The organism is Pseudoalteromonas sp. KS88 (assembly GCF_004766475.1).
Classification (GTDB): domain Bacteria; phylum Pseudomonadota; class Gammaproteobacteria; order Enterobacterales; family Alteromonadaceae; genus Pseudoalteromonas.
In genome coordinates this window covers 328,015-354,612 of the sequence record NZ_PYHV01000007.1, presented here as the reverse complement: position 1 = coordinate 354,612, position 26,598 = coordinate 328,015, and the positions used below count along the sequence as shown (strand labels likewise).

Genomic DNA, 26,598 nt, shown 5'->3' with positions numbered 1-26,598 from the left:
GGGTCGGCGGGCAAAAGCATTGTTTAAGCCATGTAATGTCTGCTGTAAATTCAAGGGGTACGTTAGTTGTTGTTTTACTAGCTCACTGGTTTATGAAAATAAAGAGATTATAAAAATGTCAAAACTAGTCATCGATACAGGAAAAAATCAGACTAAACGAACAAGGTTAAGCCTTGCAGTTACTTATGCGTTAATGGGTTTAAGCCCGCTATTTGTTTCATCTTTTGCATTGGCTGAAAATGACAGCGCTGCCAATGCGGATGAAGACATAGAGGTCATCGAAGTAAGCGGTATACGCGGTAGCATTAATAGCGCGCAAAACCTTAAGCGATTTGCTGATACAGTGAAAGATATTATTACCGCGTCTGATATTGGCGCACTGCCTGACAAATCGGTGACAGAAGCTTTACAACGTGTGCCTGGTGTAACAATTGAGCGATTCGCTTCTTCGGATGATCCTAAGCATTACGCAGATGAAGGAACAGGTGTTTTAGTACGTGGCCTAGACAGGGTCCGCTCAGAAGTAAATGGCCGTGATGCATTTAGTGCCAATGCAAGTGGGGGTCTAAGTTATGAGGACTTTCCTGCCGAGTTACTTGGTGCGGTTGAAGTGGTAAAAAACCAAACTGCTGACTTGATTTCGGGTGGTATCTCAGGCACGGTTAATTTGTTGACAAGAAAGCCTTTTGATTCTGATAAGCAACTTATTTCTGTTAATGCAAAAGCAAACTATGCTGATTTTAGAGAAGAAGTAACGCCGTCTTTCTCCGCTTTATTTTCTGACACGTGGGAAACTAATTCAGGTAAGTTTGGATTTTTAATTGCCGCTTCACAATCTGAGTATAAAACCCGCGGGGATGGTGTTGGTTTAGGTAACTTTCATTCACGAGGTGATGCTTTTATCCCAACGCTTGATCAATGGGGCGGCATCACAGGGGTAGACCCTTCTTCACCCGTAGATGGCCCAGCGCTTCCTAATCAGCCTGCCGGGAGTATCTGGCATGTGCCTGTTGCCATCCATATGAGCACAGCAGATAACGACCGTAAACGCCAAGGCTTAACCTCATCTTTACAGTGGGCAAACGATGACGAGACCATCGTTGCAACGGTTGAGCACATTCGATCTAAAGCATCTTTAGAATGGAATGAACGTCAAATAGGCCAGGCTGCACAGGGCTTCAAAGGGTTCATGGGATCATCTCAAAATTGGCAAGATGATGCTGCTAATGGTTATCCGCTTACGACGAGTGATAATTTTGTCACGTCGGGTATTGCTTTAGGTGTAAGCCCTGAAACCCCATTCTTTTACCGAAGTCGTTGGAACTACAATGAAAATACGGTCAATGACACCTCATTTAAATTGACTTTAAAGCCTGTTGATAGGCTGACAATCGACTTTGATTATCAAATGATAGACTCAGATAAGCACGTACAAAACTACAGCATGTCAGGTCAAACCCGTGGTAACCATGTACATGTAGTTTCACCATATTTTTTAGATATGCGCGGTAGCAGACCAACCGTTGAGTTTTTGAGTGACAATATTATGACTGCGGGTTGGTCACCTAATGAAGATTGGAATGGACCTGTACCTAATTTATTTTTAGGCAGTGGCATGGAGCAAGTGGAGCATAATACAGCTGAAGCAGATAGTTACAAAATTGATTTTAAATATGAATTAGATGGTAATGTCACTAGTATTAGTGCCGGTGCATATATGTCAGACAAAGATCTGACAGTTAGAGATACAGCTTACGAGGGCTGGTCTGCTATTGGGACACCTTGGGTGCAAGATGACCGTAATGCCGCAGCAGCAGTGAATCGTCCAGAACTATTTGAGCGTGTTGATTTTTCAGATTACTACAATGGTCAAGTGTTAGTTGGGAATGTAAATAACTTTCTATTTCCTAAGATGGACCTAGTAAAGAACTATGCAAACTCTCTTCGCCAAGGTTGTAAAGATGGGTGGCATAATGCAACTAACAGTGCAGCAAATAATGGTATGTGTACAGGTACCTATGTTCCTTATGAAGATAAACTTGACCGCGTAGAAGGCCCATTTGCTGCTCATAATATTAGTTCGAGTAATGAAAAGCGTACAGAGTTCTATGTGCGCACAGATTTCGATTTCGAGTTTAACGATATGCCCATTGTAGGTAACGTGGGTTTGCGTTACGTCAATTACAAGCTGCAATCGACAGGAGCAGTTGTGCAACCTGCAACGATTAAGCGAGGTGAAGAAGGGACTTCTTTAAACAATGTTATGCAGCAAGATGAATACAAGCGTTACTATGATCTTGCTAATGGTGAATCCACTTTAAGTACAGTAGATGGGACTGATTACAGTACAATTCTGCCAAGTTTAAATCTTAGTTTTGGTGTATCAGAAGACGTTGTTGTGCGTTTTGGCGCATCAAAAGCATTGTTTTACCCTAACTTGATGGATGCTAGAAATATTAGCATTATCAATTTAGATTATAATCGAAGATTACAAACACCGGGCGCTGATTATGATGAAACAAACAACCCTGTTGTGGGGATTGACGATATTGAAGTAACGGCACTGTCGGGTAACCCTAATATAGAGCCGGAAGAGTCTATTAATACAGATCTAACCACTGAATGGTACTTTGCAGAAGCAGGCTATGTCACTGTTGGTTTGTTCCATAAGAAATTAGACAATATTATTCGTAATAAAGCATTTAATATGGCGCGAACTTTTAATGGTGAGCAATACGATATTTCAGCCTATGGCCCAGCCAATACGGGTTCAGGAACAATTCAAGGTGCTGAATTTTCATACTCACAATTTTATGACATGCTGCCAGGTGCTTGGAGCGGTTTAGGCTTACAATTTAACTTTACCTTGATCGATCAGGATGGACTGGAAGATCCAAATGAAGTCTCAGCGGGTACATTGGCGTTTGATGAAAACGGTGATCCAATTTCTGATACTCGTAATACATTCCGTGTATTCAGTGGGCTGCCATTGCAAGGCTATTCTGATAAGAATATGAATTTAGTCGGGATGTATGAATACGACAAAATATCAATGCGTGTCGCTTACACATGGCGTTCAGAGTATTTACTTACCCTTCGTGAATCTGAAGAATATGTTCCAGCATATGCAGAGGCATCAGGCATGATGGATGCAAGCATTTACTACAGCATAAATGACCATTGGAAAGTGGGACTTGAAGCTAGTAACTTATTGGATACTGAAACCAAGACTCGATACCAAATGGATCAAGCGGGCACCAAAACTCAAGCTTTAAACTTTACAACAGACAGACGTTTTGCGTTAAGTGTTAGAGCAACCTTCTAATGGACTGTCCTTGTCAAGGCTGCTCGTTAGCTATTAGCAGTCCTGACAAGGTTTATTTCGTCAAATGGAATTGTGAGTAATATAAGGATAAAAATGTCTGAATTGAGCAAAGGTAGTGGCTGTATAAAGCAATTACAACAAACAGGTTGGGATATATTTAAAGAACAAGTTAGTTTACCTGTGGCTGTTATTAAACAAGATAATATTAAAAAAAATGCAAAATGGATGGCAGACTTTACTGCTAAACATAACATGTTGCTTGCCCCTCATGGTAAAACAACCATGTCAACAGAATTGTTTAAAATACAACTAGATGCAGGTGCATGGGGGATAACGTTAGCCACAGTTGCGCAAGTTATAAATGCATTTGAAGCCGGTATTACGCGTGTGATTATGGCAAATCAGTTGGTTGGTAAATTTCATTTTGAACAAATTGCAAAATGGTTAGAAAGTAGCAAGGTTGAGTTTTACTGTTTTGCAGACTCAATAGAAAACTTAACAGACATAGGTGAATTTTTTGCTGAGCGTAATTTGAGTGTTAATGTTTTATTAGAAGTGGGTATAAAAGGTGGGCGCTGTGGCTTGCGTTCAGCAAAAGATATATCAAGTTTAGTTGCTACCTGTGAGCAATATACCAGCCTAGAATTGATGGGAATTGCTTTTTATGAGGGCGTTATAGGCGGTGAAAACGCTGCACAGCAAGTGAAAGTTTTTGTTGATGAAGTAAACACTCTGGCAAAAAGACTGCAAGTTGAAAATCGCTATAACACAGATAAACCTATTATCACGGGAGCAGGTTCAGCATGGTACGACATTGTAGCGAAAACACTTTATGACAATTCATGCTCGGATAATTTTAACATCATACTTAGACCCGGTTGCTATCTTATCCATGACACTGGCATTTATCAAAAAGCGCAGCAGGCAATAATGGCGAGGAGTCAGGTAGCCTGTGATATCCCTGGCGATCTAGAAAATAGTTTAAGTATCTGGGCATATGTGTTGTCACTCCCTGAGCCTGGTCTTGCAATTATTGGTATGGGCAAACGTGATGTTGCTTTTGATGCAGGGCTTCCAACAGCGGAGCTTATTTACTCAGTGAAAACCAATCAATTACGTGCTGTAAACAGTGCATTTAAAGTTGAAAAGATAATGGATCAGCACTGCATGTTACGTTACTCAGACGATCAACCACTTCGAGTGGGCGATATGATGAGTTTTTCCACGTCTCATCCTTGTTTAACCTTCGATAAATGGCGTCAAATAGGTATTGTTGAAGATGAGTGGGTTATCACTAAGACCATTTCAACACAATTCTAGAAAGGTTTCTTATGGATATAATAAGTAAAATAAAGGAAGGCCTTGGACACTTCAGTCCAGCTGAAGATAAAGTGGCCAGATTAATTTTGTCTGAGTTGAATTTTTCAGCTACCGCATCAATCAGTGAACTAGCAGATAAGGCACAAGTCAGTCATGCCAGTATTACTCGCTTAGCTCGAAGCTTGGGCTGCGAAAACGTTCGTGATTTAAAATTTAGACTAACCCAATCCGCGGCCATTGGAGAGCGTTTTACTAATTCAGATATTATCGAAAAAAAGCAATTATCTCATGTATATACATCTATCCATGAAATTTTAGAATTAAATGCTGGCGCCATTGATGAAGCAATTGTTGAGCAAGCGAGTGATGCTATTTGTCATGCTAGGCATTGCTTAATTTTTGGTGTCGGTGGCGGCAGCAGTATGTTAGCCCAAGAATGCCAAAACCGCTTTTTTCGCCTTGATGTACTTTCTAATGCCTACAGTGACCCTATGATGATGCGTATGACTGCCTCAACAGTAAATAAGGGGGATGTGGTCATTTGTTTATCTTTAAGTGGCGTTTCACCCGATGTGATGGATGCTGCAAAAATAGCAAAAGAGTATGGGGCTGTGATTATTACTATTTGTCCTGATAGTGAGCTTTCAGCACTCGCTGATTTTCAATTGCCAATTAAAACACAGGAAAGCGATTATATTTTTAAACCAAGTGCCGCAAGGTACGTAATGATGGCAGCTTTGGATATTCTTTCAAGTGAGGTGGCGATGAGAAACCAGCGCCGCTCAAAAGAGAAATTACGTCGCTTGAAGATCCAACTTGATCAACATCGAGACAAAAATAGCGATATGCCACCTGCCGATAAGCGTTTTCCGATAGGGGATTAAGAACGTGCAAAACACATCAGCCGATTTAATTATTCAAGGAGCTCGGGTCTTTATTGATAAAGAAAGTCCAATAGAGCAGCTCGATGTTGCAATAAAGAACGATCTTATTTTAGCTATAGGCAAAAACCTAACTATAGACACGAGAAAAACGATTCCCGCACAAGGTTTGATTTTAGCGCCAGGGTTTATTGATGTTCATACCCATGATGATCTCGAAGTGCTAAGAAACCCAACAGTGCCAGCCAAGTTAAGTCAGGGTGTGACAACAGTCATTGCTGGCAATTGCGGCATAAGCGCAGTGCCAACAACGGCTATTAGCGCTGTGCGAGATCCTATTAACTTACTTGGTGGGCAAAGTGAATTTGTTTATCCTGATTTGCTGAGTTACAAAAAAGCTTTCGCAGAGGTAAAACCCAGTGTGAATTTGGCAATGTTAATAGGTCACATCAGTTTACGCGCACAAGTGATGGATAATTTAGAGCGAGAAGCAACCGTTGATGAAATAAATGAAATGAAAAGAGCGTTAGCTGTTGCTATGAAACAAGGCGCGCTCGGTTTAAGCACAGGGCTTGCTTATTACAATGCAAAAGAGGCCAGTCAGTGTGAAATTAATGAATTAGCTAAGGTTGTTACGCCATTTGATGGGCTTTATACCACTCATTTACGAAGTGAATTTCAGGGAATAATAAATGCTATGGATGAAGCATTTGCGACTGCTAAGCAGGCTAAATTACCTTTAGTTATTTCTCATATAAAATGCGCGGGACAAGAGAATTGGGGTCGTTCAAAAGAAGTGCTCGCTCACTTTGAACAGCAAAAGCAGCATCAGCATATAGGTTGCGATTGTTACCCATATTCTGCAAGTTCAAGTACCTTAGACCTAAAGCAAGTAAACGACGATACAGAAATTTTTATTACATGGTCTAAATCGTTTCCTGATATGGCACAGCAAAGCCTAAGTGATATTGCAAAGCAATGGCAAGTTTCGCAACTTGAAGCAGCTTCCCGTATACAGCCAGCAGGCGCTGTTTATCACTGCATGTTGGAGTCAGATGTGAAAACATTCCTAGGTTACGAGCACAGCATGATTGGCTCGGATGGTTTACCGTGTGATCCTCATCCACATCCAAGGTTGTGGGGGACATTTCCGCGCGTGTTGGGTCATTATTGTCGTGAAGAAAAATTGTTTTCATTAAATCTTGCTTTGCACAAAATGACAGCGCTGCCAGCTGAGCATTTTAAATTGTGTCAACGCGGCAAAATTGAGGTCGGATTTTTTGCTGATCTGGTGTTATTCGATCCAGAAAAAATTATAGATAATGCAAGTTATAGCAACCCCCAATTTAAAGCGAGTGGAATAGAGATGGTCTGGGTAAATGGGGCTTTAAGTTACCAATCAAGTGATAACTCAACTGAGTATTCAGGATTTGGACGAGCTGGACAGTTTTTGAATCGACATAACCATAGTTAATGAGGAACGTATGACAATAATAAGAATAGGTGCCGAAGGTGGGAAAGGAACGGGTGGCCAGCATTTACCTTTTTCACGGGCTGTAGAAGCGGGCGGGTGGCTTAAGGTATCAGGCCAAACACCGATGAAAGACGGTGAAATCGTAGAAGGAGGCATTGTACCTCAATCACGTTTAGCAATAGAGAACTGTATTGCAATTATGTCTGAAGCCGGTTACGGACTAGAGCATGTGACACATGTTTCTGTTGTGCTCACTGATGCCCGGTATTTTCAGTCTTTTAACAAGGTATTCGCTGAATTTTTTGGGGCACATCCACCTGCACGGATTTGTATGGTTGCAGATTTGGTTGTCGACTGCAAAGTCGAGGTTGATGTGACCTGTTACAAGATTAGCTAACACAGCCTGGGGAGAACGTATGTTTGCAAGTCAATCTTATTATCTGTTCGCATTTTTCATATACTTACTGGTCATGATTTTAATTAGCTGGTATGTATCGCGAAAGCAAAAGAATGCGAGTGATTATTTATTGGCTGGACGTAAAGTGCCCCTTTTTCTTACACTCGGTACGACCGTTGCAACTATGGTCGGCACAGGCTCCTCGATGGGGGCTGTAGGCTATGCATATGAAAATGGATGGGCTGGTGCTTTGTATGGTGTTGGCGGCGCTACGGGTATTTTACTACTAGCGTGGTTATTTGCACCTGCTCGAGAGCAAGTATTCTCAACAATGAGTGAAGAGCTTGCAAGCTACGTCGATAATCATAAAAGGGTCAAACAGATTTTAGCTGTTGTGATCTATTTGGCGAGCATAGGTTGGCTTGGCGCCCACCTTATTGGTGGTGGTATGTATTTGTCTTGGTTAACCGAGTTGAGCAATACGCAAGCTAAATTACTGATAGGGGTTGGTCTTGCTGTATTCATTATTTTAGGCGGTTACTCAGCAGTTATTTGGACTGACTCACTCCAAGCCATTATATTGTTTATAGGTTTTATACTAATGGCATACTTTTCAATACAGGCTATTGATGGCGTTAATTCATTAAAAAAGAGTGTTCTTATTGCTGAACAGGGATTATTTTCCTATAAAAATGTGGGTTTATTACCTGCAATATCGATGTTTCTGGCTGTATTAGTAGGGGTATTGGCTACACCGTCATTTCGTCAGCGAATTTATGCTGCAGATAGCGTTAAAACAATTCGTCGCTCTTTCATTCTATCAGGTATCTTATATTTATTTTTTGCATTCCTACCCGCTTTAATTGGAACCAGTGCCTACTTAATCGATAGTTCGTTAGATAATGCATCTTATGCATTTCCATACATTGCATTAAATGTTCTACCTGTTTACTTAGGTGGTTTTATTTTGTTGGCAGGTATATCGGCAACCTTGTCCAGCGCAAGTTCAGATGCAATCGCTGGGGTCAGTGTATTAATTCGTGATATCTATAACAGGGGCAATAATGTTGTACAAAACGAGGCAACACAATTGCTAGTTTCTCGGTTCGCTATGTTAGTGACGATTTTAATTGCCTTATTATTAGCTCTTTGGTCAAACGATATTGTTAGTTATATCACTAAAATGATTTCTATTTTAATGAGTGGTTTATGCGTGATGGGGGTTTTAGGGCGATTTTGGTCTAGTTACACATGGCAGGGAGCTCTTGCCACTCTACTTGGCGGAGCTTTTGCTGGTGTGCTAGTGGGGGCAAATAACCAGTGGTTGCAATTATTTGGTAATCCAATTATTCCTTCATGTGTTAGTGCATTGTTGTTAGGTATTGTAACAAGTTTGCTTACGCAACAGCATCAGATGCTTGATTTATCTAATAATAAAAGTGAGCAATCACAATGAAGAAAGCATTCCTAAGTAATATTAAAAGCATCGTTTTTTTTGGTGAGTGCATGGTGGAACATCGTGCTGATGCCGATACAAGCTTTGCCGGTGATACCTTCAATACTGCTTGGTATTTAGCACAATTGATTAAACATGACTCTATTCTCGCTATTTATTATGCAACAGCTATTGGTGATGATACTGCAAGTCACAAGTTGAGTGACTTACTAAAAAGCTCAGGCATAAAAACAAAATATATAGCGACTCGAACAGGTATGAATTTAGGGCAATACTGGATCAAAATTGACAACCGTGGTGAGCGCCAATTTGATTTTGACCGTTCTAAAAGCCCAGTTAAACAGTACGTTGAGCAACACCCTGCTTTATTGGAGGCTCTGGGAGAAAAAGAGTTTGATGCAATTTATCTTTCGGGGGTAAGCCTCGCAGTTTTATGTGATGCACAAAGAGAACTGTTGATTAGATCACTTATTCAATTCAAACAACGTGGCGGAGTAATTATCTTCGATAATAATTACCGTTCTGCATTATGGGGCGCCTTTGAAGCTAGAGGCTGGTTTAAAAAAATAATGGCCTTAGCAGAACTAGTCTTTTTAACCGATGAAGATGAATATAGCGTATATGGAACGACGAATGTAGATGAGATTATACAATGTCATTTTAGTCAACCCAACCACCCTGATACTTTAGTTATCCGATGTGGAAGTGCCCCATGTATTGTTGTAGATAAAGGAGGGGATAGTATATTGCGAATCTCACCAGAGGCACTTGTTAGTAGCAAAATTATCGACACAACAGCTGCAGGTGATGCTTTTGCGGCGGGATTTTTATCCGCTACTTTTAAAACAAAAGATTATGATGAGTCAGCCAAGTTTGCCCACCGCCTTGCTGCTAAGGTGATTCAATACCATGGTGCACTTATTCCTAAAAAAGTGCTCACAGACCTTATTGCTCGGGAAAGTTAAATGCGTTGTTACAAAGCTATATTCATTTTATTGAGTTTATTATTTTCAAGTCTGGCTTTTAGCTCGGTTCATCCTCATTCGGACTTACCTCTTATGCCTATGCCTAAATACATTTCTCAAAATGGCGCTGAGCTCAATCTCGGCTCAGCTTTTTCGGTGTATATCGAGGGGATGAGTAAATCACGACAAAACTTTCAGTTGCAGCGTCTGCAATTACATTTATCGCGAATAAATCAGGGGGCTGTAAAAATATCACCAGGGAATGAAGAGCTTGCCGATATCAAAATTAGCATACATCAACCAGAAACGACTTTAACTGTCCCTCAATTTGGTGAAGATGAAAGCTACACTATATTAATTAGTAACATCGGGGTGAACATACAGGCTATGAGTGTATTTGGTGCTCAGCATGCGCTGACTACATTAATACAACTTGCAAATACAGGGGAAGCTCGCAGAGAAAAAAAAGGCATCTCTTTGCCAATACTCAGTATTGAAGATGCACCTCGTTATGCTTGGCGTGGCTTATTAATAGACAGTGCGCGACATTTTTTATCACTGCAAACCATTAAACGTCAGCTAGATGGTATGGCCGCGGCAAAGCTTAATGTTTTCCACTGGCATCTAACGGACGATCAAGGCTGGAGAATTGAAAGTAAACAGTACCCACGTCTGACAACTGCAGCATCAGATGGCGATTATTACAGTCAACAAGAGATCAAAGAGGTTGTCGAGTATGCGAGTTTACTTGGAATAAGAGTTCTTCCTGAAATTGGCATGCCAGGCCACGCCAGTGCAATAGCGGTGGCTTATCCTAAATTAATGACCAAAAATAAGCACTATGAAATGGAGCGCCATTGGGGAGTTTTTAAACCTTTACTTGATATTGCAAATCCAGAAGTGTATGAGTTTATTGATACGCTGATTGGCGAAATGGTGACTTTATTTCCAGATCGCTTTTTTCATATCGGTGGCGATGAAGTTGACCCAGAACACTGGCTTGAGGATGCAAGAATTAACAACTTGATGCAACAAAACAAGTTGCAATCGGGGGCTGATTTACAAAGCTATTTTAATAGTAAAGTTCAGCCAATCATCGCTAAACATCAACGAGTAATGGTAGGCTGGGATGAAATATTTCATCCTCAACTACCTAACAACATTGTAGTGCAATCTTGGCGAGGGCACGATTCTTTAAACACTATTGCTAAAGCTGGCTACAAAGGGGTGTTGTCAACTGGGTTTTATATCGATCAACCACAATATACAGATTATCACTATCGTAATGACCCTCTTTTACTCCCCCCAACAATTGATTTTACACAACCTAAGAGGTTGGCAAAACAGTTTGTTATAGAACGATTAAAAGGCAAAGCTGTAAAAGGTGAGCTGCTGTTATTAGGTTCGCAACTATTGATTAAATTAAATAATAATCACCATCAACGAGCTGTACTTATAACCGAGTCATCTTCTACTCAACATCTATCAGCTAAACTAGATAGTTGGATGGGCCCACTGACTTTTGAATTTAACTTTATTAAAAATACAGGTTTTGTATTGATTGGTAATAGTCGCTACCCGATCACAATTGAGGATTCACTATCACCAGCCCCCGTAACTATTACGCAACCATTGTCAAAAACACAGGAAGCCTCAATTTTAGGGGCTGAGGCCACAATTTGGAGTGAAATGGTAACGGAAGATAATATTGATTTACGAATATGGCCGAGGCTATTTGCCATTGCTGAACGTCTTTGGTCGCAAGCGCGAGTAAACAATCCACAATCGATGTATGAGCGGTTAGAAAAAGTTAACGTTTTTGCAGATAAGGTTATTAACCTATCACATAACAAGCAGCAGCGGTCAGGATTTAAGGCGCTAATAAACAGCAAGCTTACAGAGCGCGAGCAAATAGGGACGTTAAATTTACTCAACACCATGGCACAACTACTTGAACCAAGTCACTATTACACTCGCCATCATATTAAATTTTTAAATGACAAATACCATCAAAATGCACCACTTGATTCTTATGTTGATTTTTTAGCAGTGGAAAGTGACCAAATACGTTATTTGAAACAGCAGGTAAATGCATTTATATCAGGCAATAAAAAAGCATCTGAAAACATATACAAACAACTTTTAACATGGGAGAGGGTATTAGCTCTTGAGCATGGCTTGCTGAGTAAAAGCGAGCAATTGAAACTATTACAACCGGTTTTTGAAAAGTTAACGCGGTTTATAGCACACTCTAAAACCGTACTTGAGGTGTGTAAAAGCAATAAGGCGGTTAAAGAAATAGAAGATGAGCTACTGACATTAACGTCTTTGTCAGATGAGCTTGTGATAGCCGGTATTTACCCAGTTCGAGATTTATATTTACACTGCGTTGCTGCGCAGGATAAGGAATAAAATGAAAGCGATAATTCTATCAAGTTTACTATTTAGTTGCGCCGCCAATGTAATGGCTGGTGAAGCAATACAGTCTAAAATTATGCATGTGTCAGAGGACTATATTAGTGACGGTTTATTCACACAGGGTATTGAAGGTCCAGCTGTTGATAAAAATGGTGTTTTATATGCCGTTAATTATAAACAACAGGGCACCATAGGTAGGGTTGTTGGCAAGAATAAAGTGGATACATTGCTTACCCTAGAAAATGGTTCGATTGGTAACGGTATTCGATTTGACGGCATGGGTAATATGTATATTGCTGATTATGTGAATCACAATATCCTCAAGGTGTCGGTTTCTGCCCTTACAAATGGGGGAGATGTGTCTGATTCTGTGCACGTATTTGCCCATGAGAACAGCATGAATCAACCTAATGATATTGCAATTATGGGTAATGGTATTTTATTTGCCAGCGATCCAAATTGGGCAAATAATACGGGCAACTTATGGCGAATAAATCAAGACGGTAAAGTAACGTTACTTGAATCAAATATGGGCACAACCAATGGCATTGAGGTTAGTCCTGATAACAAAACATTATATGTAAATGAAAGTGTGCAGCGAAATGTCTGGCGTTATGATTTAGATGAAGTTGGCAATGTATCTAACAAACAATTGCTAATCAATTTTTCTGACTTTGGTATGGATGGTATGCGCTCTGATAAACAAGGAAACCTTTATATTGCGCGCTATGGGGCAGGACAAATTGCGGTTGTTTCACCACAAGGAAAGTTAATCAATACCATTGAACTTAATGGGGAGTTTCCTACTAATGTAGCGTTTGGCGGCGAAAATGGCAGGGTTTTGTATATTACCATGCAAAAACGAGGCGCCATAGAGGCCGTTTCTTTAGCAACTACAGGTCGTAATTTTTAAATGTTGTTAAACCAAGATTAAACGACGAAACCCAAATCATCAGGAAAGTAAAACTGACTCTTTGGAGTATTACCTATAAAGGACATAGTATGCTCAGTTGTTCAAGAACTAGACGCGCTCAGAAAATTGATTATAATTTGACTTACACTTTAGGTTTATAAAGTAACCATAATTCGTAAGTCAGGATGGTAATGTCTAATAAAAATCAGCGTGATTTAGAAAAAGAAAATCTTCACTTAAGAGAGCAATTAGCAAAAGTCTCATTTGAAAGAGACAAATATAAAAAGCTATTTGAGGTCTCAGGTGATGCTTTATCAATCATCGATTTGAGCTCAGGGAAGTTTATTCAATGCAATGATTCAGCAATCAAGATGCATGGCGTTGAGAGTAAGAATAACTTCTTAAATTTATCCCCATCAGACATTTCACCACCTATACAACCATGTGGTAAATCTTCTGAAGAATTAGCTACTAGGTATGTCGAAAAAGCTCACTCTGATGGGCCACAGTTATTTCAATGGACGCACTCTAAAATTGATGGTACTGAGTTTCCTTGCCTAGTCTCTTTAAGTGCAGTGCAAATACAGGAAAAGAACTTAATACTGGCGATCGGAAGAGATATCTCTGATTTAATGGAAGTTAAAGATCAGTTAGAAGCTGCACGCACTAATATCAAGCACTACAAAGCGGCGTATCAAAAAGAAAAAATAAAATTTGAGAGTTTTGTAAACTTAGCACCTGTTGGTATTGCAGTGAACTCGTTAAAGGATGGCGCATTTCATTATGTGAACAATGAATTTAGCCACATAACAGGGTATACGGTCGATGAAATTAATGCCATTGATTATTGGCAAATCACTCCAGACAAATACAAAGAACAAGAAGAAAAGCAGCTGTTATCTTTAGTAGAGACCGGGCGGTATGGCCCTTATGAAAAGGAGTATATTAATAAAAGCGGGGTGACATTTCCTGTGCGCCTATCCGGTATTAAAGTTATGGATGAAAATGGCGATGATCTTATTTGGTCAGTGGTGCAAGATACATCAGAGCAAAAAAATACCGAGCAACAATTATTAAATGCAATTGAAAAAGCAGATTTATTGGCATTAAGAATTCAATTGGCCAATACATCTGCACAAATTGGTGTTTGGGAGTGGGATCTCATTACTGGCAAGCTATTTTGGGATGAGCTTATGCTCACACTCTATGGGTTGAAAAAAGAGCAGTTTAAAGAGTCTTATGATGATTGGGTTAAAGCTGTACACCCTGATGACATTGAGCTTGCGAATGCGCAGTTGAAAGATTCAATTGAAAAGGGTGCTCTCTACGAACCAGAGTTTAGGGTCGTACACCCAGACGGAAAAATAAGAACTTTGAAAGCGAGTGCGCGAGTTATACGCGATAAATGGGGCACTCCATTAAAAGTAATTGGTGTGAGTTATGATGTTACTGATAAAATACAAGCGATAGAAACGTCTGAAAATGCAAGAGTGGCAGCTGAGAACGCCTCTAAAATTAAAAGTGATTTTCTTGCGAATATGAGCCATGAAATACGTACACCAATGAACGCAATACTTGGTGGGCTGCAACTATTAGATAATGCAGAGTTATCTACAGACTTACGAAAAATATTAGTCAATGCCACCTCATCTGCTAAAAGCCTACTCACTATAATCAACGATATTCTGGACTATTCAAAAGTAGAATCTAACAAAATTGAAATAGAAAAAATGCCATTGTCTATTGTGGATATTCTAAATTCAGTAAAATATGATCTAGATGCATTGATAAGCAATCAACAAATCGATTTTAAAATTGACGTGAGTAAAAATTTTCATGATAACTGGCTAGGTGATCAGGTTCGAGTAAAGCAAATTATCCTAAATTTAGCTTCTAATGCGGTCAAGTTTACTAATCAAGGCTGTGTAAAAATAGCCGTTGATTGTATAGAACATAAAAGCCAACAAACAATCCTAATTAAAGTAGAAGATTCCGGTATAGGCATGAGTGAAGAGGCTCAAGGACGTATTTTTGAACGTTTTTCTCAAGCTGATACATCTACAACACGAGAATACGGAGGAACTGGGCTAGGCATGTCCATAACTATTAGTTTGGTTAAGTTGATGGGCGGAGAAATTGCAGTAAATAGTATCAAAGGTAGAGGGACCATAATCGACGTCACTTTGCCATTGGAGAAAACGCATGTTGCACCAAAAAAAGTAAAAGCTCAGTCGTGTACTCCACCTGCCTTAAGTGGGAAACGTATATTAATTGCAGAAGATAATAAGATAAATCAAATGCTAATTAAAACGATGTTGCAGGAAACAGAATCAAGTTTAGTTATTGTCGAAAATGGTATGTTGGCCGTAGATGCGTTTAAAAATCAGCCATTTGATTTGGTTTTAATGGATATACATATGCCGGTTATGGATGGTGTCGAAGCCCTGAAATCAATAAAAACGTTAAACAATTCAATCCCCATTATTGCCTTAACTGCAAATGTAATGGTTGAAGACGTCAGACAGTATCTTAAGCTTGGTTTCGACGCGCATGTGCCTAAACCTATTGAGTTATCAAGGTTGTATGGGACGCTACTAGAGTACGAATAACTCGAATATTAACAATGAAAATAAGTTTGCCTACCATGGATACAAATTGATTACTTATGGGGCTGTTCCCTTGGTGTTTGTAAAATCTTTGCTTTTTCATCATCAGATAAAATTATCCAATCAAATATTTCGTCATTTGAACGACCGCACCCAGTGCAGTGACCTTTTAATCGATGGCACTGACCAATACAGTCAGTCTTAAATTTAGCTGTGACAGGCTTTATATTTTTCATGTTAACTTATTTGTGTTGAAAGCCAGAATATCTGGCTTTCAATGACAATTGAGTCATTAGTTAGCTGCAACAGGTTTACCTATTTCTAATGACGTAGACCAAGGCTTAGAGCGAGATAAAGTTTTACCCGTATGGATTGAAATCACTGGTTTCGTTTCATCAAGCACAAAGGTTGTGCGAAGTGAATCAGCCGACTCTTTTTGTTGCTCATACCAGTTTTTAGTCGATAAGCACTGTCGAGTAAAATCAACTGCTTTTTGATGAAGTGCAACTGCTTCACTTTGCTCACTGTACTCATCTTGGCATCGGTATGTCATTGTATCTTTATCAAGAGCTGTGATTTGGCATTCATCACCCACTAAATTATATTTCGCAGTCCAGGTTTCCATATATTTTGTGTTAACGCGTGCACGTTTTAAGCCTTCAAAACGATTATCATAGGCAGACAGTAAACCGCTTATTTTTTCGCATGGTGTGAGGCTGTCAATTTGGGCTTGTTGCTCAGCAGTTAAGCTTGTACAGCCAGCTAAAACCATGGCGGTAAATATTGCAGACAAAGACTTTTTCATAGTGCGCTATCCTTTTGTAATAGCCGTTCCTGAATAATAGGCTAAAGGATACCTAAGGGCTTGAAAAAATGCTATTAAAGTAATGAAAATAAAATAGTGAAGCGTAGATAAAAAAGCTTTTTAAAATTGTAAACTTGAACGCTAATGCGGCGCACGATAAAACTAACATCTTAGCTCGTTATCATTTAGCTAACTAAGTAAGTAACGCGGCGCCGCGATTATTTTGTTCTAAATTAAATCAATAACAACCCTAAAAGCTCAACAGACATTTGAGTGATTACAGTTTAGTGTTTTGCACATTTTTAACTTTTACGCGCCCAGAACCATCAGCAACTAGCTTAAAGCTTTGCGCCTGATTAACATAAATACCACCAGATCCATCTGAAATTGTAACTGAGCCTGCTGTTTGTTCGACATCAATATTGCCAGAGCCATCATGAATCAAAACATCTGCGTTACTATTTGACAAGTCGATGCTGCCAGAGCCATCATGTATTTCAACCTTGCCTGTTATATTTGTTGCATCAATAGAGCCTGATCCATCTTCAATTGTCAACGGGCCAGAAATCATGTTTACCACTATTTTTCCTGATCCATCGTGAATAATTGTATCGGCGGTATTTTCAATTTCAATTGCACCAGAGCCATCGTTAATTTCTAGCATAAACGACGACGGTACAGAAACTGTTAAGTCGATACGTGTTTGGTTTTCATAATTGCTATTGGATTTATTATTACAATTATTAGCGATCAGTTGGGCTGTTTTAGCATTTTGCTCTAAAGATAGGCAGTAATTATTGTGCGGTTCATACTGATAAATTTCTGCTTTAACGGTAACTTCATCCGTGTCACTACCAATAATGTTTAAAAACCCTGAACCACTTTCTACAGCTAAAGTAGTGAGCTTTGATTGTGCTAAACTCAACTGTTTAGTTTCTTGTAATGTCATATCGTTATTCCAAGCCAAAGCTTGAGTAGACAGTAATCCTGCGATTATCAATGTAGCGTGTGAGAGTGTTTTTAACATTTTTATTCCTTTTTTATTTGGGCGATTTTTAAATTAGACGCATATAAATATAAAAAGGTTTAAAGCTTTTTTAAATAATGTTTATTAAGAAATTGCAACGGCCTTCTAAGAAGGCTAAAGCATGTGTAAGGGCAAGAAGCTAAGGTCAGCAGGCCTTAGTAAATAGGTTTAATAAACCAAAACACCGAATAATTTCAGCGTTTTGGTATATTTAAGTTTTACTTATGGCGACCTTGCAAACAGCCTACCACGTCTTTTAGCTCAAGGCCTTGGCGTTGTAGTAACACGATTAAGTGATATAACAAATCGGCAGATTCGTTAGTTAGCTCATCGTTATCGTGCTTCATCGCGGCAAGGGCGACTTCAACGCCTTCTTCACCAACTTTTTGGCAGCTGCGGCTTAAATCTTTGGCAAATAATGACGCTGTGTAGCTTTTCTCTGGGTCGTCGTTTTTACGCTCAACAATCACTTGCTCAAGTTGAGCTAAAAAGCTGAGACTTGGTTTTGCAGCATCGCCAAAACAGCTCTGTGTGCCTAAGTGACACGTTGGGCCAAGTGGGTTGGCAAGCACTAAAATTGAATCGTAATCGCAATCAGTATGCACCGAGACTACCTCTAAGTAATTCTCTGAGGTTTCACCTTTGGTCCATAAACGTTTTTTTGAACGCGAATAGAAGGTCACTTTTTGTTTCTCGAAGGTCACTTCAAGGGATTCTTGGTTCATAAAACCTTGCATCAAAATAACCCCAGTACGGGCATCTTGCACAATGGCGGGGATCAATTCGCTTTTAGCGAAATCCACTTGAGAGAGGTTTTCTTTTGTTAGTTGCATAGTCGCGCCGCCACTTGGTTATCTGTTAAATATTGTTTTAATTCGCCGATATTGATCACGTTTTTGTGAAAAACACTGGCTGCGAGTGCGCCATCAACCTGACTTTGTTGAAATACATCAACAAAGTCTTGCATGGTACCAGCACCACCTGAAGCAATTAGGGGGATATCACATAAAACACGCATTTTAGCTAACTGCTGGTTATCGTAGCCGTTACGAACGCCATCTTGGTTCATACAGTTAAGTACGATTTCGCCTGCACCTAAATCTTGCACGCGTTTAACCCATTCCTCAGTTTTGTATCGTGTGCGGCTTGATGCATTAGGATCGCCGGTGAGCTGATACACTAAGTATTCGCCGGTGACTTCATCATAAAAGCTATCGATGCCGACCACTACACATTGCTTACCAAATTCATCGTGTAACTCTTTGATAAGCTCAGGGCGTGCAATAGCAGGGCTGTTGATACTGATTTTATCTGCACCACGTTCAAGTACGCGTGCTGCATCAGCAACAGATTTTATACCACCGGCAACGCAAAAAGGAATATCAATATGGCGGGCGATGCTTTCAACCCAATTGACATCGAGTAAACGTTTTTCAACGCTTGCGCTAATTTCATAAAAAACCAGTTCATCTGCGCCTGCTTCACTGTATGCTTGTGCAAGAGTGAGAATATCACCAACAATTTCGTGGCCTTTAAATTTAACACCTTTGACGACTTGGCCGTCTTTTACGTCTAAGCATGGGATTATGCGTTTTGATAACATGCCAGCGCCTCCTCAACATTAAAAGCGCCATCAAGCAGTGACTTACCTAAAATAACGCCGCCCACACCCAGCTCTTTGAGCTTTTTAATGTCATCAAGTGAGCTTACGCCGCCTGATGCTTGTACTTTTATATCACTGTTGTGATTTGCTAAATCTTTATACAGTTCAAACGAAGGGCCCGTCATGGTGCCATCTTTACTGATGTCCGTGCATAGAAAATCAATCACGCCAAGGGCAACATAAAAGTCGATGAGTTCAAACAAACCAAACTCTGATTCACTTAACCAACCATGGGTAGCAGGCGCCCAACCGCTAGCTGTTTTATTTACATCAAGGGCAATCACAAAGTGTTTAGCACCAAATTTTTCAATCCAGCTTTTCACTTCATCACGCTTTTCAACCGCCATAGAGCCAATAACAACTTGGTTGGCACCAGCGTTTAGCCAATCACTGACATCTTGCTCAGTGCGAATACCGCCGCCAACTTGATAGGGTACGTTGATTGCTTTGGTGGCCGCTTGAATGTGTTGCCATTGTTTCTTACTTGGGTCGCGTGCGCCTTCTAAATCAACAAGGTGTAATTTACCTGCGCCGCTTTGTGCATATTCTTGTAATCGTGCGCCTAGCTCAAACGGGTAAAATTGTGCGGTATCGTATTTACCTTGATATAAACGCACGATTTGATTTTGTAATACATCTAATGCTGGAATAATCACGTTAAATTCTCTTTTAATTTTGTTTGCCAGCAGCCTACAGCTGCCAGTCTAAAAAGTTTTGTAATAATCGCGTGCCGACTTTTGCGCTACGCTCTGGGTGAAATTGCATCCCTGCGTAATTGTCGTTAGCGACAATGGCTGAAAACGTTTGCCCGTATTCGCCGCTAACCAGTGTCGCGTCATTTACGGTGTGAGCAAAACTATGCACAAAATACACTTGGTCGTTTACATCAAGGCCTTTTGTAAGGGCATGCTCGCGATTAAGCGTTAAGTTGTTCCAGCCCATATGGGGTGATGTTAAATTACCGACATCCAGCGCTTTAACTTGGCCAGGGATTTTACCTAAACATTGCACGTTACCTTCTTCAGTGCTGTCGCATAACAACTGCATGCCCAAACAAATGCCCATGATCGGACGCTGGTATTCATTAATTGCTTGTTGCCAGCCACCTTCAACTAAGCGTCTCATTGCGACAGAGGCATGGCCAACCCCCGGTAAAATAGCACGCTCAAAGTTTTTCAGTTGCTCGGGTGAGGTGATCACTTCTGGCGTTTCGCCAAGGCGTTCAAAGGCAAAACGTACTGAGTTTATATTGGCACAACCGGTATTGATGATGGCAATCATAAACACCCCTTAGAGCTGGCTGTTTGCTGGCTTGCATCAGCGGCAATCGCCATACGTAACGCGCGCGAGAATGCTTTAAATAAGCCTTCAACTTGGTGATGACAGTTACCGTCACTAACCGATAATATTAAACTAATTGCAGCGTTATCACTTAAGCTTTTAAAGAAGTGCTCAACCATTTGCACATCTAAGTCACCGGCCTTTTCACGGCTAAAGTTGGCATTTAATACAAATGATGCACGCCCTGATAAGTCAATTTGTGCCTCTGCTTTACATTCATCCATTGGCAATGCAAAACCATAACGAGCAATTTGCGATTTAGTACCTAGCGCTTCTTTTAACGCAAGGCCAAGGGCAATACCAATGTCTTCAACTAAATGGTGTTCATCGATATGTAAATCACCTTTAGCTTGAATATCGAGACCGATGTTAGCGTGAGTGCGAATTTGATCCAGCATGTGATCAAAAAAGCCAAGACCAGTGCTTATTTCGCCATTTTTACTTTGGTCTAAATTGAGTTTGACATCAATTTGCGTTTCTTTGGTATTACGCGTAACGCGGCCTTGGCGGTCGGCAGTGGTAAGCTTAGTTACAATCGCGTTCCAATCACCTTTATATAAAATGCCTTCGCAGCATAAGTTTTGCGCAAGGCCAATATCCGTTTGGCGGTCACCAATAACAAATGAACGAGCTAAATCGACTTTACCCGAGCGCATAAGCTCGGTAAGTAAGCCTGTTTTAGGCTTGCGGCAATCACAGTTTTGCTCGTCAAAATGCGGGCAGATTAGCACGTCGTCAAACTTAATCCCTTGGCTAGATAAAATATCCATCATTTTATCTTGAGCGATATCAAAATCAGCCGTTGGGAAGCTGTCTGTGCCTAGACCATCTTGGTTTGACACCATAACCAAACGGTAGCCCGCAGCTTGCAATTGCAGCAGGGCAGGGATCACATTCGGTAAGAACTCTAGCTTTTCAAGGCTATCGACTTGTTTGTCAGTAACAGGCTCTGAAATGATAGTGCCGTCACGGTCAATAAATAAATAAGGGTTACTCATGATACTTCCTGCTCTACTAAGTTGGTTGCTTGGCTTAGGTCATCTAACCATATTTTGACTTGTTCTAATTCTTGCTCATTACCGATTGAAATACGTAACCAATCGTTCTCACCGTATAAGGTAAATGCACGCATCACTAAGCCTTGATCAAGTGCGACATTAAAGCTGTTCTTATTGGCAAGCTTTAAGGTAACGAAGTTACCTTCACCACTTAGCACGTTCAATACCGCCGGTGAAGCGTTAAGCCACTGTTTTAGTTTTTCTTTTAAGGCATTTAAAATGCTCACTTGACGGCGCATTGAGGTAATTGCATCAGGGCTTAAGGCATTTGCTGCAATGCTTGCGACAACGGTTGATACTGGGTATGGCGCTATTACTTTACGAATCGGTAATAACACCGCTGCTTGTGCTAGGGTAAACCCTGTTCGCAAACCTGCCAATGCAAATGCTTTAGATAGCGTACGAAGCACAACAACATTTGCGTAGTCGTTGATTAGTTTACTGGCGCTTTGCTCTGGGCAAAACTCAATATAGGCTTCATCAACAATAACCAGTGCTTTACCTTCAAGGGCTGTAGCAATGGCTTTAATTTTATCAAGTGAGGTTAAGCTACCCGTTGGGTTATTAGGGTTACAAATAAACACTAACTTAGAATTAGCCACAGCGCTGACGATATCATCCACTGAGCCTTCAAGCAGTAGAGCTTGGCTTAAACCATTAATAGCGACATTATGCGTATCAGCAGTGACTTTATACATACCGTATGTGGGTAAAAATAACGCGATGCTGTCTTTGGCTGGTTCACAGTATGTGCGTACCAGTAACTCAATACCTTCATCTGCACCACGGGTCATTAATACTTGCTCGGTGCTAAGCTGTGTATACTCTGCATATCGGTTGATCACGCTAGCAGGCTGTGGATCTGGATAACGATGTAAATCATCAATACTAATATCAATGTTTTTCACATACGGGCTTTCGTTAGCATTAAGCCAAGTAGTACCTGTGAGTTTTTCACTTTTAGCTGAGCTATACGCTGCTAATGCATCAATATTAGCGGGTAATAAAGTATTATTACTCATAATTCAGTCCCTTTATTTATAGCTTCTAGACGTACCTTTACTGCATTTGCGTGGGCGTCGAGTCCTTCAGCATCAGCCAGTGGTAAAATGGCTTTTGATAAGTTTTTTAGGCCACTTTGGGTAATGGTTTGAACTGTATATGTGCGGAAAAAGTCGAGTAAGTTTAAGCTCGAATAGGTTGCACTATAGCCGTAAGTGGGTAATACGTGATTAGTTCCAGAGGCATAATCACCCGCTGACTCAGGGGTATAATCACCAACAAACACAGAGCCCGCATTTTTAACTTTAGCTAAATAAGGATTAGCATCGGCTAATTGCAAAATTAAATGTTCAGGGCCATATTGTGCTGAAACATCAAATGCTTGTTCAATTGATTCAACCAAAATTAGCGACGAGTTAGCCAATGCTTTTGCGGCGATATCTTGACGTGACAGTTTAGCAAGTTGACGCTCAATTGCTTGTTGGGTTCGCTCGATGGTTAATTCACTATTGCTCAGTAAAATAACTTGAGAGTCAGCCCCATGCTCAGCCTGTGATAATAAATCAGCGGCAATAAATTCAGGGTTCGCACGTTCATCGGCAATCACTAATACTTCAGAAGGCCCTGCTGGCATATCAATTGCCATACCGGGTATTGTTTGAGCTACTAATTGCTTAGCCATAGTGACAAAGCTATTACCTGGGCCAAAAATTTTATTCACTTTTGGCACAGAGCCAGTGCCATAAGCCATGGCGGCGATTGCACCGGCGCCGCCACTTTCGACGATTGTATTGATTCCGCATAATTTAGCCGCATATAAAATTGCTGGGTTGATTTGCTCATCGCCTTGCACCGGTGTTGCTAAAACCACTGTTTTAGCGCCACTTAATTGGGCTAGTACACCTTGCATGATCACTGAAGAAGGTAATGGTGCACTACCACCGGGTACATAGATACCCACCGCTTCAATTGCTTGATATTTAAGTTCGCATAACACACCAGGTTGTGTGGTTAACTGAATATCTTTTGGTAATTGGGCTTGGTGAAAGCGTTTAACATTTGCATAGGCTGTATCAATGGCATACCTAAGCTCAGGACTCAGTTGTTGAGCCGCATTATTTATTTCTTCAACAGGCACTAATAATCGTGGTGTTTGGCGATTATCGAATTCTTTTGCCATGTCGAGCAAGGCATCATCACCTTGCGCTTTTACATTTGCCATAATAGTTAGGCAAATTTCTTCTACTTTCGCACTCGCACTAACAGCAGGGCGCATTAGCGCCGCTGCTTGTGCGTCTGCGGATACCTCATTCCAGCGCAGCATTGAGTTACTCCATCATTTTTTCAATTGGCATCACGAGGATAGAGTTTGCGCCTAACGCTTTTAATTGCTCCATCGTTTCCCAAAATAATGTTTCGCTGCTGACCATGTGAAGTGCTACATATTCATCAGAACCTGCTAACGCAAGAAGTGTAGGTTGGCCTGTTCCAGGAAGCAGGTCGCAAATCTCATCAAGCTTATCTTTTGGTGCGTGTAGCATGATGTATTTGCTTTCTTTAGCTTGCTTAACACCGCGCAAGCGTGGCATAAGCTTTTCAATAAGAGCTAATTTGTCAGCGTCTTGCAGATCTTTATTTTGTATCAAGCACGCATTTGACTCTAAAATAGTGTCGCCTTGCATTAAGCCGTTTGCTTCAAGCGTTGCACCGGTAGATACTAAATCACAAATTGCATCTGCAAGTCCTGCACGTGGCGCTACTTCAACTGAACCAGTTAACATAACCGTACTTGCGTTAATTCCTTCACGTTTTAGGTATTGGGTGAGGATTTCAGGGTAAGTGGTGGCGATGCGTTTGCCTTCAAACCAGCTTTTATCTTGTGGGCCTAACTCTTGCGGCCATGCTAGGGCTAAACGACAAAAACCAAAATCAAGCTTGGCAAGTTTATTAACGTCACTTGGTACGCCTTGGCGCTCGCGTTCTGCTTGTACTTCTACTAAAACGTTTTCGCCCACGATACCTAAGTCACACACGCCGTCCATAACAAGACCTGGGATATCGTCATCGCGCACACGTAGTACGTCAATTGGCATGTTTGTAGAGTGTGCAATTAAGCGCTGCTCACGTAAATTAAGTTTAACACCTAATTGTTTAAGTAAGTCTTGGCAATCTTTAGAAAGGCGGCCACCTTTTTGAATGGCGATACGTAGACGGTTGCTGTTACTCATTATTCATTTTCCTTTAATTTAAAAACTAAAAACCCCGAGGGAACCTCAGGGCGAAAATGAATCTAATATGTTGATTCGCCAGAGGTTCCTTTTAGGAATAACCTCTCAGCGAAAGACCTGACAGGTTATTCCGATGAATGGTGGTGATGATGTACTGTTGTCAGGTTTAAGCGCATTTTATAAATCCTATAAACTTTCGTTTTTTGTAAGTCTAAATTTTACAAATAAGAAACAAAAGTTGTTAATCTGTTTAAGTAAATTTCATATATAGAAAAACATATTTTTATAAACACTGGCAAGTCTTTTTTGAATTAATTAAAGAATAAGGTATAACAGCCGATACTAACTGTATTGATAGGAGGTACGTATGGACATGATGATCCCTTTCCTTGGGAAGATATCTCGGTTAGATGTCGAGCACAAAGGTGCATTCTACATTGCTGGTTTAAAGGACTCTAAAATATCGCAAATAGAACTCGAAAAGCGAAAAAAAGCCGCTAACGAGCGAAAAAAAATGTTAGAAAAAAACCAGCCTAAAGAGCAGGGAGCTGCTGTGACAACGGATGAAGATGGTCAAAAGCACCTCGATACATGGGCTTAAACTTTTAAAATAGTAGGTAGCTCACAGAATGACTCTGCTATGTTTATAAAGTAAGTTAAAAATAATGTGATAGTAAGGTTTTATATGGAAAAGCCCAAGCTCCCAGAAAATGAAACAGCTAGATTAACAATGCTAAGGTCACTTAACCTTTTAGATACGCAACCAGAGGATAGTTTTGACCGCGTAACGCGGCTTGCACAGTATATCTTCAAAGTACCTATTGCCCTTGTTAGCTTAGTTGATGAGCATCGACAGTGGTTCAAGTCGTGCATTGGGCTTAACGTCAATGAAACATCACGAGATATATCATTTTGTGGCCATGCAATTTTAGCTAGCACGCCACTTATTGTAAATGACACGCACCAAGATCCTCGTTTTGCAGATAACCCATTGGTGGTGGGAGATCCTAAAATACGATTCTATGCAGGCCATCCAATCATTCTTTCGGATAGTGTTCATATAGGCACAGTATGTATAATAGATACTAAGCCACGTAATTTCTCCGCTAATGATATACAAGCATTAAAAGATTTAGCGCTTATCACACAACGCGAATTATCAATAATGCGCTTAGCAACGCGTGATGAGCTAACAGATATTCCAAATCGCAGAGGGTTTAAACTACTCGCTGAACGTTACCTCGATTTATGTGTTCGCCAACAAAGCAATGCAATCACAATATTCATCGATCTAGACTCTTTAAAATCAATCAATGACCATTTTGGACACCCTTGCGGCGATAAAGTACTTCGTACCTTTGCATCGATTATCGCCCGATCGTGTCGTAAATCGGATCTATATGGGCGCTTTGGTGGGGATGAATTTGTGATAATGTTGACACAAGTGACGCATAAACAATGTCAATTACTTATCTCTCGAATCGAAGAAGCGTTTGCTACTGAACCAACGTTGCAATCGTACACCGAAACACTCGGATTTTCATACGGTATAGCGGAGTTTGATCCTGCTGCTCCTGTTGAGCTCGAGCAATTATTAGAGACTGCGGACAGCAAAATGTACGTGTGTAAAATGGCAAAACGCAATGTAGTCTAATAGATGATTTAATCAATTGGAGTTTATATAAATATTTGTCTCATTGTTTGGCAAGCCTTAAGTTA

The 26,598-nt window shown here is 40.5% G+C and carries 23 protein-coding genes; 12 read left to right on the top strand and 11 right to left on the bottom strand.

Annotated features, from left to right (window positions below):
- The first annotated feature begins 115 nt into the window (after positions 1-115).
- The 10 genes from C7Y70_RS05025 (at position 116) to C7Y70_RS04980 (ending at position 15,758) form a co-directional block, all read left to right on the top strand.
- Complete coding sequence (locus C7Y70_RS05025) at positions 116-3,325, top strand: TonB-dependent receptor (RefSeq protein WP_135473608.1); 3,210 nt, start codon at positions 116-118, stop codon at positions 3,323-3,325.
- A 93-nt stretch (positions 3,326-3,418) separates the two neighbouring features.
- Positions 3,419-4,645, top strand: a complete 1,227-nt coding sequence (locus C7Y70_RS05020; protein WP_135473607.1) for an amino acid deaminase — start codon at positions 3,419-3,421, stop codon at positions 4,643-4,645.
- 11 nt (positions 4,646-4,656) lie between these two features.
- Positions 4,657-5,529: a MurR/RpiR family transcriptional regulator gene (locus C7Y70_RS05015; protein ID WP_135473606.1), complete on the top strand. Its 873-nt coding sequence runs from the start codon at positions 4,657-4,659 to the stop codon at positions 5,527-5,529.
- Between the two features lie 4 nt (positions 5,530-5,533).
- The gene (locus C7Y70_RS05010; protein WP_135473605.1) at positions 5,534-7,000 is read left to right on the top strand and encodes a D-aminoacylase; all 1,467 of its coding nucleotides are present in this window, start codon (positions 5,534-5,536) and stop codon (positions 6,998-7,000) included.
- A gap of 10 nt (positions 7,001-7,010) precedes the next feature.
- Positions 7,011-7,397, top strand: coding sequence for a RidA family protein (locus C7Y70_RS05005; protein ID WP_099293420.1), 387 nt, complete (start codon positions 7,011-7,013; stop codon positions 7,395-7,397).
- Positions 7,398-7,416: 19 nt separating this feature from the next.
- The gene (locus C7Y70_RS05000; protein WP_135473604.1) at positions 7,417-8,853 is read left to right on the top strand and encodes a sodium:solute symporter family protein; all 1,437 of its coding nucleotides are present in this window, start codon (positions 7,417-7,419) and stop codon (positions 8,851-8,853) included.
- Positions 8,850-9,818 (top strand): PfkB family carbohydrate kinase, encoded by a 969-nt coding sequence (locus C7Y70_RS04995; protein WP_135473603.1) that lies wholly within the window; start codon positions 8,850-8,852, stop codon positions 9,816-9,818. The genes C7Y70_RS05000 and C7Y70_RS04995 overlap by 4 nt, the downstream gene beginning before the upstream one ends.
- The gene (locus tag C7Y70_RS04990; RefSeq protein WP_135473602.1) at positions 9,819-12,230 is read left to right on the top strand and encodes a family 20 glycosylhydrolase; all 2,412 of its coding nucleotides are present in this window, start codon (positions 9,819-9,821) and stop codon (positions 12,228-12,230) included.
- Between the two features lie 52 nt (positions 12,231-12,282).
- Positions 12,283-13,149 (top strand): SMP-30/gluconolactonase/LRE family protein, encoded by an 867-nt coding sequence (locus tag C7Y70_RS04985; protein WP_245321365.1) that lies wholly within the window; start codon positions 12,283-12,285, stop codon positions 13,147-13,149.
- Positions 13,150-13,340: 191 nt separating this feature from the next.
- Positions 13,341-15,758 (top strand): PAS domain-containing hybrid sensor histidine kinase/response regulator, encoded by a 2,418-nt coding sequence (locus C7Y70_RS04980; RefSeq protein WP_245321361.1) that lies wholly within the window; start codon positions 13,341-13,343, stop codon positions 15,756-15,758.
- 50 nt (positions 15,759-15,808) lie between these two features.
- Here C7Y70_RS04980 and C7Y70_RS04975 read toward each other — a convergent pair whose 3' ends face one another.
- From C7Y70_RS04975 to hisG, 11 genes are all read right to left on the bottom strand, one after another.
- Positions 15,809-15,991: a DUF1289 domain-containing protein gene (locus C7Y70_RS04975; RefSeq protein ID WP_099293408.1), complete on the bottom strand. Its 183-nt coding sequence runs from the start codon at positions 15,989-15,991 to the stop codon at positions 15,809-15,811.
- 56 nt (positions 15,992-16,047) lie between these two features.
- Positions 16,048-16,560 carry a hypothetical protein gene (locus tag C7Y70_RS04970; RefSeq protein ID WP_099293406.1) on the bottom strand — a complete coding sequence of 171 codons (513 nt, stop codon included), beginning with the start codon at positions 16,558-16,560 and terminating at the stop codon, positions 16,048-16,050.
- A gap of 277 nt (positions 16,561-16,837) precedes the next feature.
- Entirely contained in the window at positions 16,838-17,587 is a 750-nt protein-coding gene (locus C7Y70_RS04965; RefSeq protein WP_135473599.1) for a DUF4097 family beta strand repeat-containing protein, read from the bottom strand.
- Positions 17,588-17,805: 218 nt separating this feature from the next.
- The gene (gene hisIE, locus C7Y70_RS04960) at positions 17,806-18,420 is read right to left on the bottom strand and encodes a bifunctional phosphoribosyl-AMP cyclohydrolase/phosphoribosyl-ATP diphosphatase HisIE (protein WP_135473598.1); all 615 of its coding nucleotides are present in this window, start codon (positions 18,418-18,420) and stop codon (positions 17,806-17,808) included.
- Positions 18,411-19,190, bottom strand: coding sequence for an imidazole glycerol phosphate synthase subunit HisF (hisF, locus tag C7Y70_RS04955; RefSeq protein ID WP_135473597.1), 780 nt, complete (start codon positions 19,188-19,190; stop codon positions 18,411-18,413). Before hisF ends, hisIE begins: the two co-directional genes overlap by 10 nt.
- Positions 19,172-19,906, bottom strand: a complete 735-nt coding sequence (locus C7Y70_RS04950) for a 1-(5-phosphoribosyl)-5-[(5-phosphoribosylamino)methylideneamino] imidazole-4-carboxamide isomerase (protein WP_135473596.1) — start codon at positions 19,904-19,906, stop codon at positions 19,172-19,174. Before C7Y70_RS04950 ends, hisF begins: the two co-directional genes overlap by 19 nt.
- Positions 19,907-19,940: 34 nt before the next feature.
- Positions 19,941-20,531, bottom strand: coding sequence for an imidazole glycerol phosphate synthase subunit HisH (hisH, locus tag C7Y70_RS04945; RefSeq protein WP_135473595.1), 591 nt, complete (start codon positions 20,529-20,531; stop codon positions 19,941-19,943).
- The gene (hisB, locus tag C7Y70_RS04940) at positions 20,528-21,589 is read right to left on the bottom strand and encodes a bifunctional histidinol-phosphatase/imidazoleglycerol-phosphate dehydratase HisB (RefSeq protein WP_135473594.1); all 1,062 of its coding nucleotides are present in this window, start codon (positions 21,587-21,589) and stop codon (positions 20,528-20,530) included. Before hisB ends, hisH begins: the two co-directional genes overlap by 4 nt.
- Complete coding sequence (hisC, locus tag C7Y70_RS04935) at positions 21,586-22,671, bottom strand: histidinol-phosphate transaminase (RefSeq protein WP_135473593.1); 1,086 nt, start codon at positions 22,669-22,671, stop codon at positions 21,586-21,588. Before hisC ends, hisB begins: the two co-directional genes overlap by 4 nt.
- Positions 22,668-23,975 (bottom strand): histidinol dehydrogenase, encoded by a 1,308-nt coding sequence (hisD, locus tag C7Y70_RS04930; protein WP_135473592.1) that lies wholly within the window; start codon positions 23,973-23,975, stop codon positions 22,668-22,670. Before hisD ends, hisC begins: the two co-directional genes overlap by 4 nt.
- Before the next feature lie 4 nt (positions 23,976-23,979).
- Entirely contained in the window at positions 23,980-24,879 is a 900-nt protein-coding gene (hisG, locus tag C7Y70_RS04925; protein ID WP_099293388.1) for an ATP phosphoribosyltransferase, read from the bottom strand.
- A gap of 367 nt (positions 24,880-25,246) precedes the next feature.
- Here hisG and C7Y70_RS04920 point away from each other — a divergent pair, with 367 nt between their 5' ends.
- Together C7Y70_RS04920 and C7Y70_RS04915 are read left to right on the top strand one after the other, a co-directional pair.
- Positions 25,247-25,480: a hypothetical protein gene (locus tag C7Y70_RS04920; protein ID WP_135473591.1), complete on the top strand. Its 234-nt coding sequence runs from the start codon at positions 25,247-25,249 to the stop codon at positions 25,478-25,480.
- Between the two features lie 84 nt (positions 25,481-25,564).
- A complete protein-coding gene (locus C7Y70_RS04915; protein ID WP_135473590.1) occupies positions 25,565-26,533 on the top strand; it encodes a sensor domain-containing diguanylate cyclase in 969 nt (322 codons plus the stop codon).
- The last annotated feature ends 65 nt before the right edge of the window (positions 26,534-26,598 follow it).

What these genes read in the sequence shown, in the direction of transcription:
- C7Y70_RS05025 (WP_135473608.1), top strand. Translation starts at nt 116, where the DNA reads ATGTCAAAACTAGTCATCGATACAGGAAAAAATCAGACTAAACGAACA.
- C7Y70_RS05020 (WP_135473607.1), top strand. Translation starts at nt 3,419, where the DNA reads ATGTCTGAATTGAGCAAAGGTAGTGGCTGTATAAAGCAATTACAACAA.
- C7Y70_RS05015 (WP_135473606.1), top strand. Translation starts at nt 4,657, where the DNA reads ATGGATATAATAAGTAAAATAAAGGAAGGCCTTGGACACTTCAGTCCA.
- C7Y70_RS05005 (WP_099293420.1), top strand. Translation starts at nt 7,011, where the DNA reads ATGACAATAATAAGAATAGGTGCCGAAGGTGGGAAAGGAACGGGTGGC.
- C7Y70_RS05000 (WP_135473604.1), top strand. Translation starts at nt 7,417, where the DNA reads ATGTTTGCAAGTCAATCTTATTATCTGTTCGCATTTTTCATATACTTA.
- C7Y70_RS04995 (WP_135473603.1), top strand. Translation starts at nt 8,850, where the DNA reads ATGAAGAAAGCATTCCTAAGTAATATTAAAAGCATCGTTTTTTTTGGT.
- C7Y70_RS04990 (WP_135473602.1), top strand. Translation starts at nt 9,819, where the DNA reads ATGCGTTGTTACAAAGCTATATTCATTTTATTGAGTTTATTATTTTCA.
- C7Y70_RS04985 (WP_245321365.1), top strand. Translation starts at nt 12,283, where the DNA reads ATGGCTGGTGAAGCAATACAGTCTAAAATTATGCATGTGTCAGAGGAC.
- C7Y70_RS04980 (WP_245321361.1), top strand. Translation starts at nt 13,341, where the DNA reads ATGTCTAATAAAAATCAGCGTGATTTAGAAAAAGAAAATCTTCACTTA.
- C7Y70_RS04975 (WP_099293408.1), bottom strand. Translation starts at nt 15,991, where the DNA reads ATGAAAAATATAAAGCCTGTCACAGCTAAATTTAAGACTGACTGTATT.
- C7Y70_RS04970 (WP_099293406.1), bottom strand. Translation starts at nt 16,560, where the DNA reads ATGAAAAAGTCTTTGTCTGCAATATTTACCGCCATGGTTTTAGCTGGC.
- C7Y70_RS04965 (WP_135473599.1), bottom strand. Translation starts at nt 17,587, where the DNA reads ATGTTAAAAACACTCTCACACGCTACATTGATAATCGCAGGATTACTG.
- hisIE (WP_135473598.1), bottom strand. Translation starts at nt 18,420, where the DNA reads ATGCAACTAACAAAAGAAAACCTCTCTCAAGTGGATTTCGCTAAAAGC.
- hisF (WP_135473597.1), bottom strand. Translation starts at nt 19,190, where the DNA reads ATGTTATCAAAACGCATAATCCCATGCTTAGACGTAAAAGACGGCCAA.
- hisH (WP_135473595.1), bottom strand. Translation starts at nt 20,531, where the DNA reads ATGATTGCCATCATCAATACCGGTTGTGCCAATATAAACTCAGTACGT.
- hisB (WP_135473594.1), bottom strand. Translation starts at nt 21,589, where the DNA reads ATGAGTAACCCTTATTTATTTATTGACCGTGACGGCACTATCATTTCA.
- hisC (WP_135473593.1), bottom strand. Translation starts at nt 22,671, where the DNA reads ATGAGTAATAATACTTTATTACCCGCTAATATTGATGCATTAGCAGCG.
- hisD (WP_135473592.1), bottom strand. Translation starts at nt 23,975, where the DNA reads ATGCTGCGCTGGAATGAGGTATCCGCAGACGCACAAGCAGCGGCGCTA.
- hisG (WP_099293388.1), bottom strand. Translation starts at nt 24,879, where the DNA reads ATGAGTAACAGCAACCGTCTACGTATCGCCATTCAAAAAGGTGGCCGC.
- C7Y70_RS04920 (WP_135473591.1), top strand. Translation starts at nt 25,247, where the DNA reads ATGGACATGATGATCCCTTTCCTTGGGAAGATATCTCGGTTAGATGTC.
- C7Y70_RS04915 (WP_135473590.1), top strand. Translation starts at nt 25,565, where the DNA reads ATGGAAAAGCCCAAGCTCCCAGAAAATGAAACAGCTAGATTAACAATG.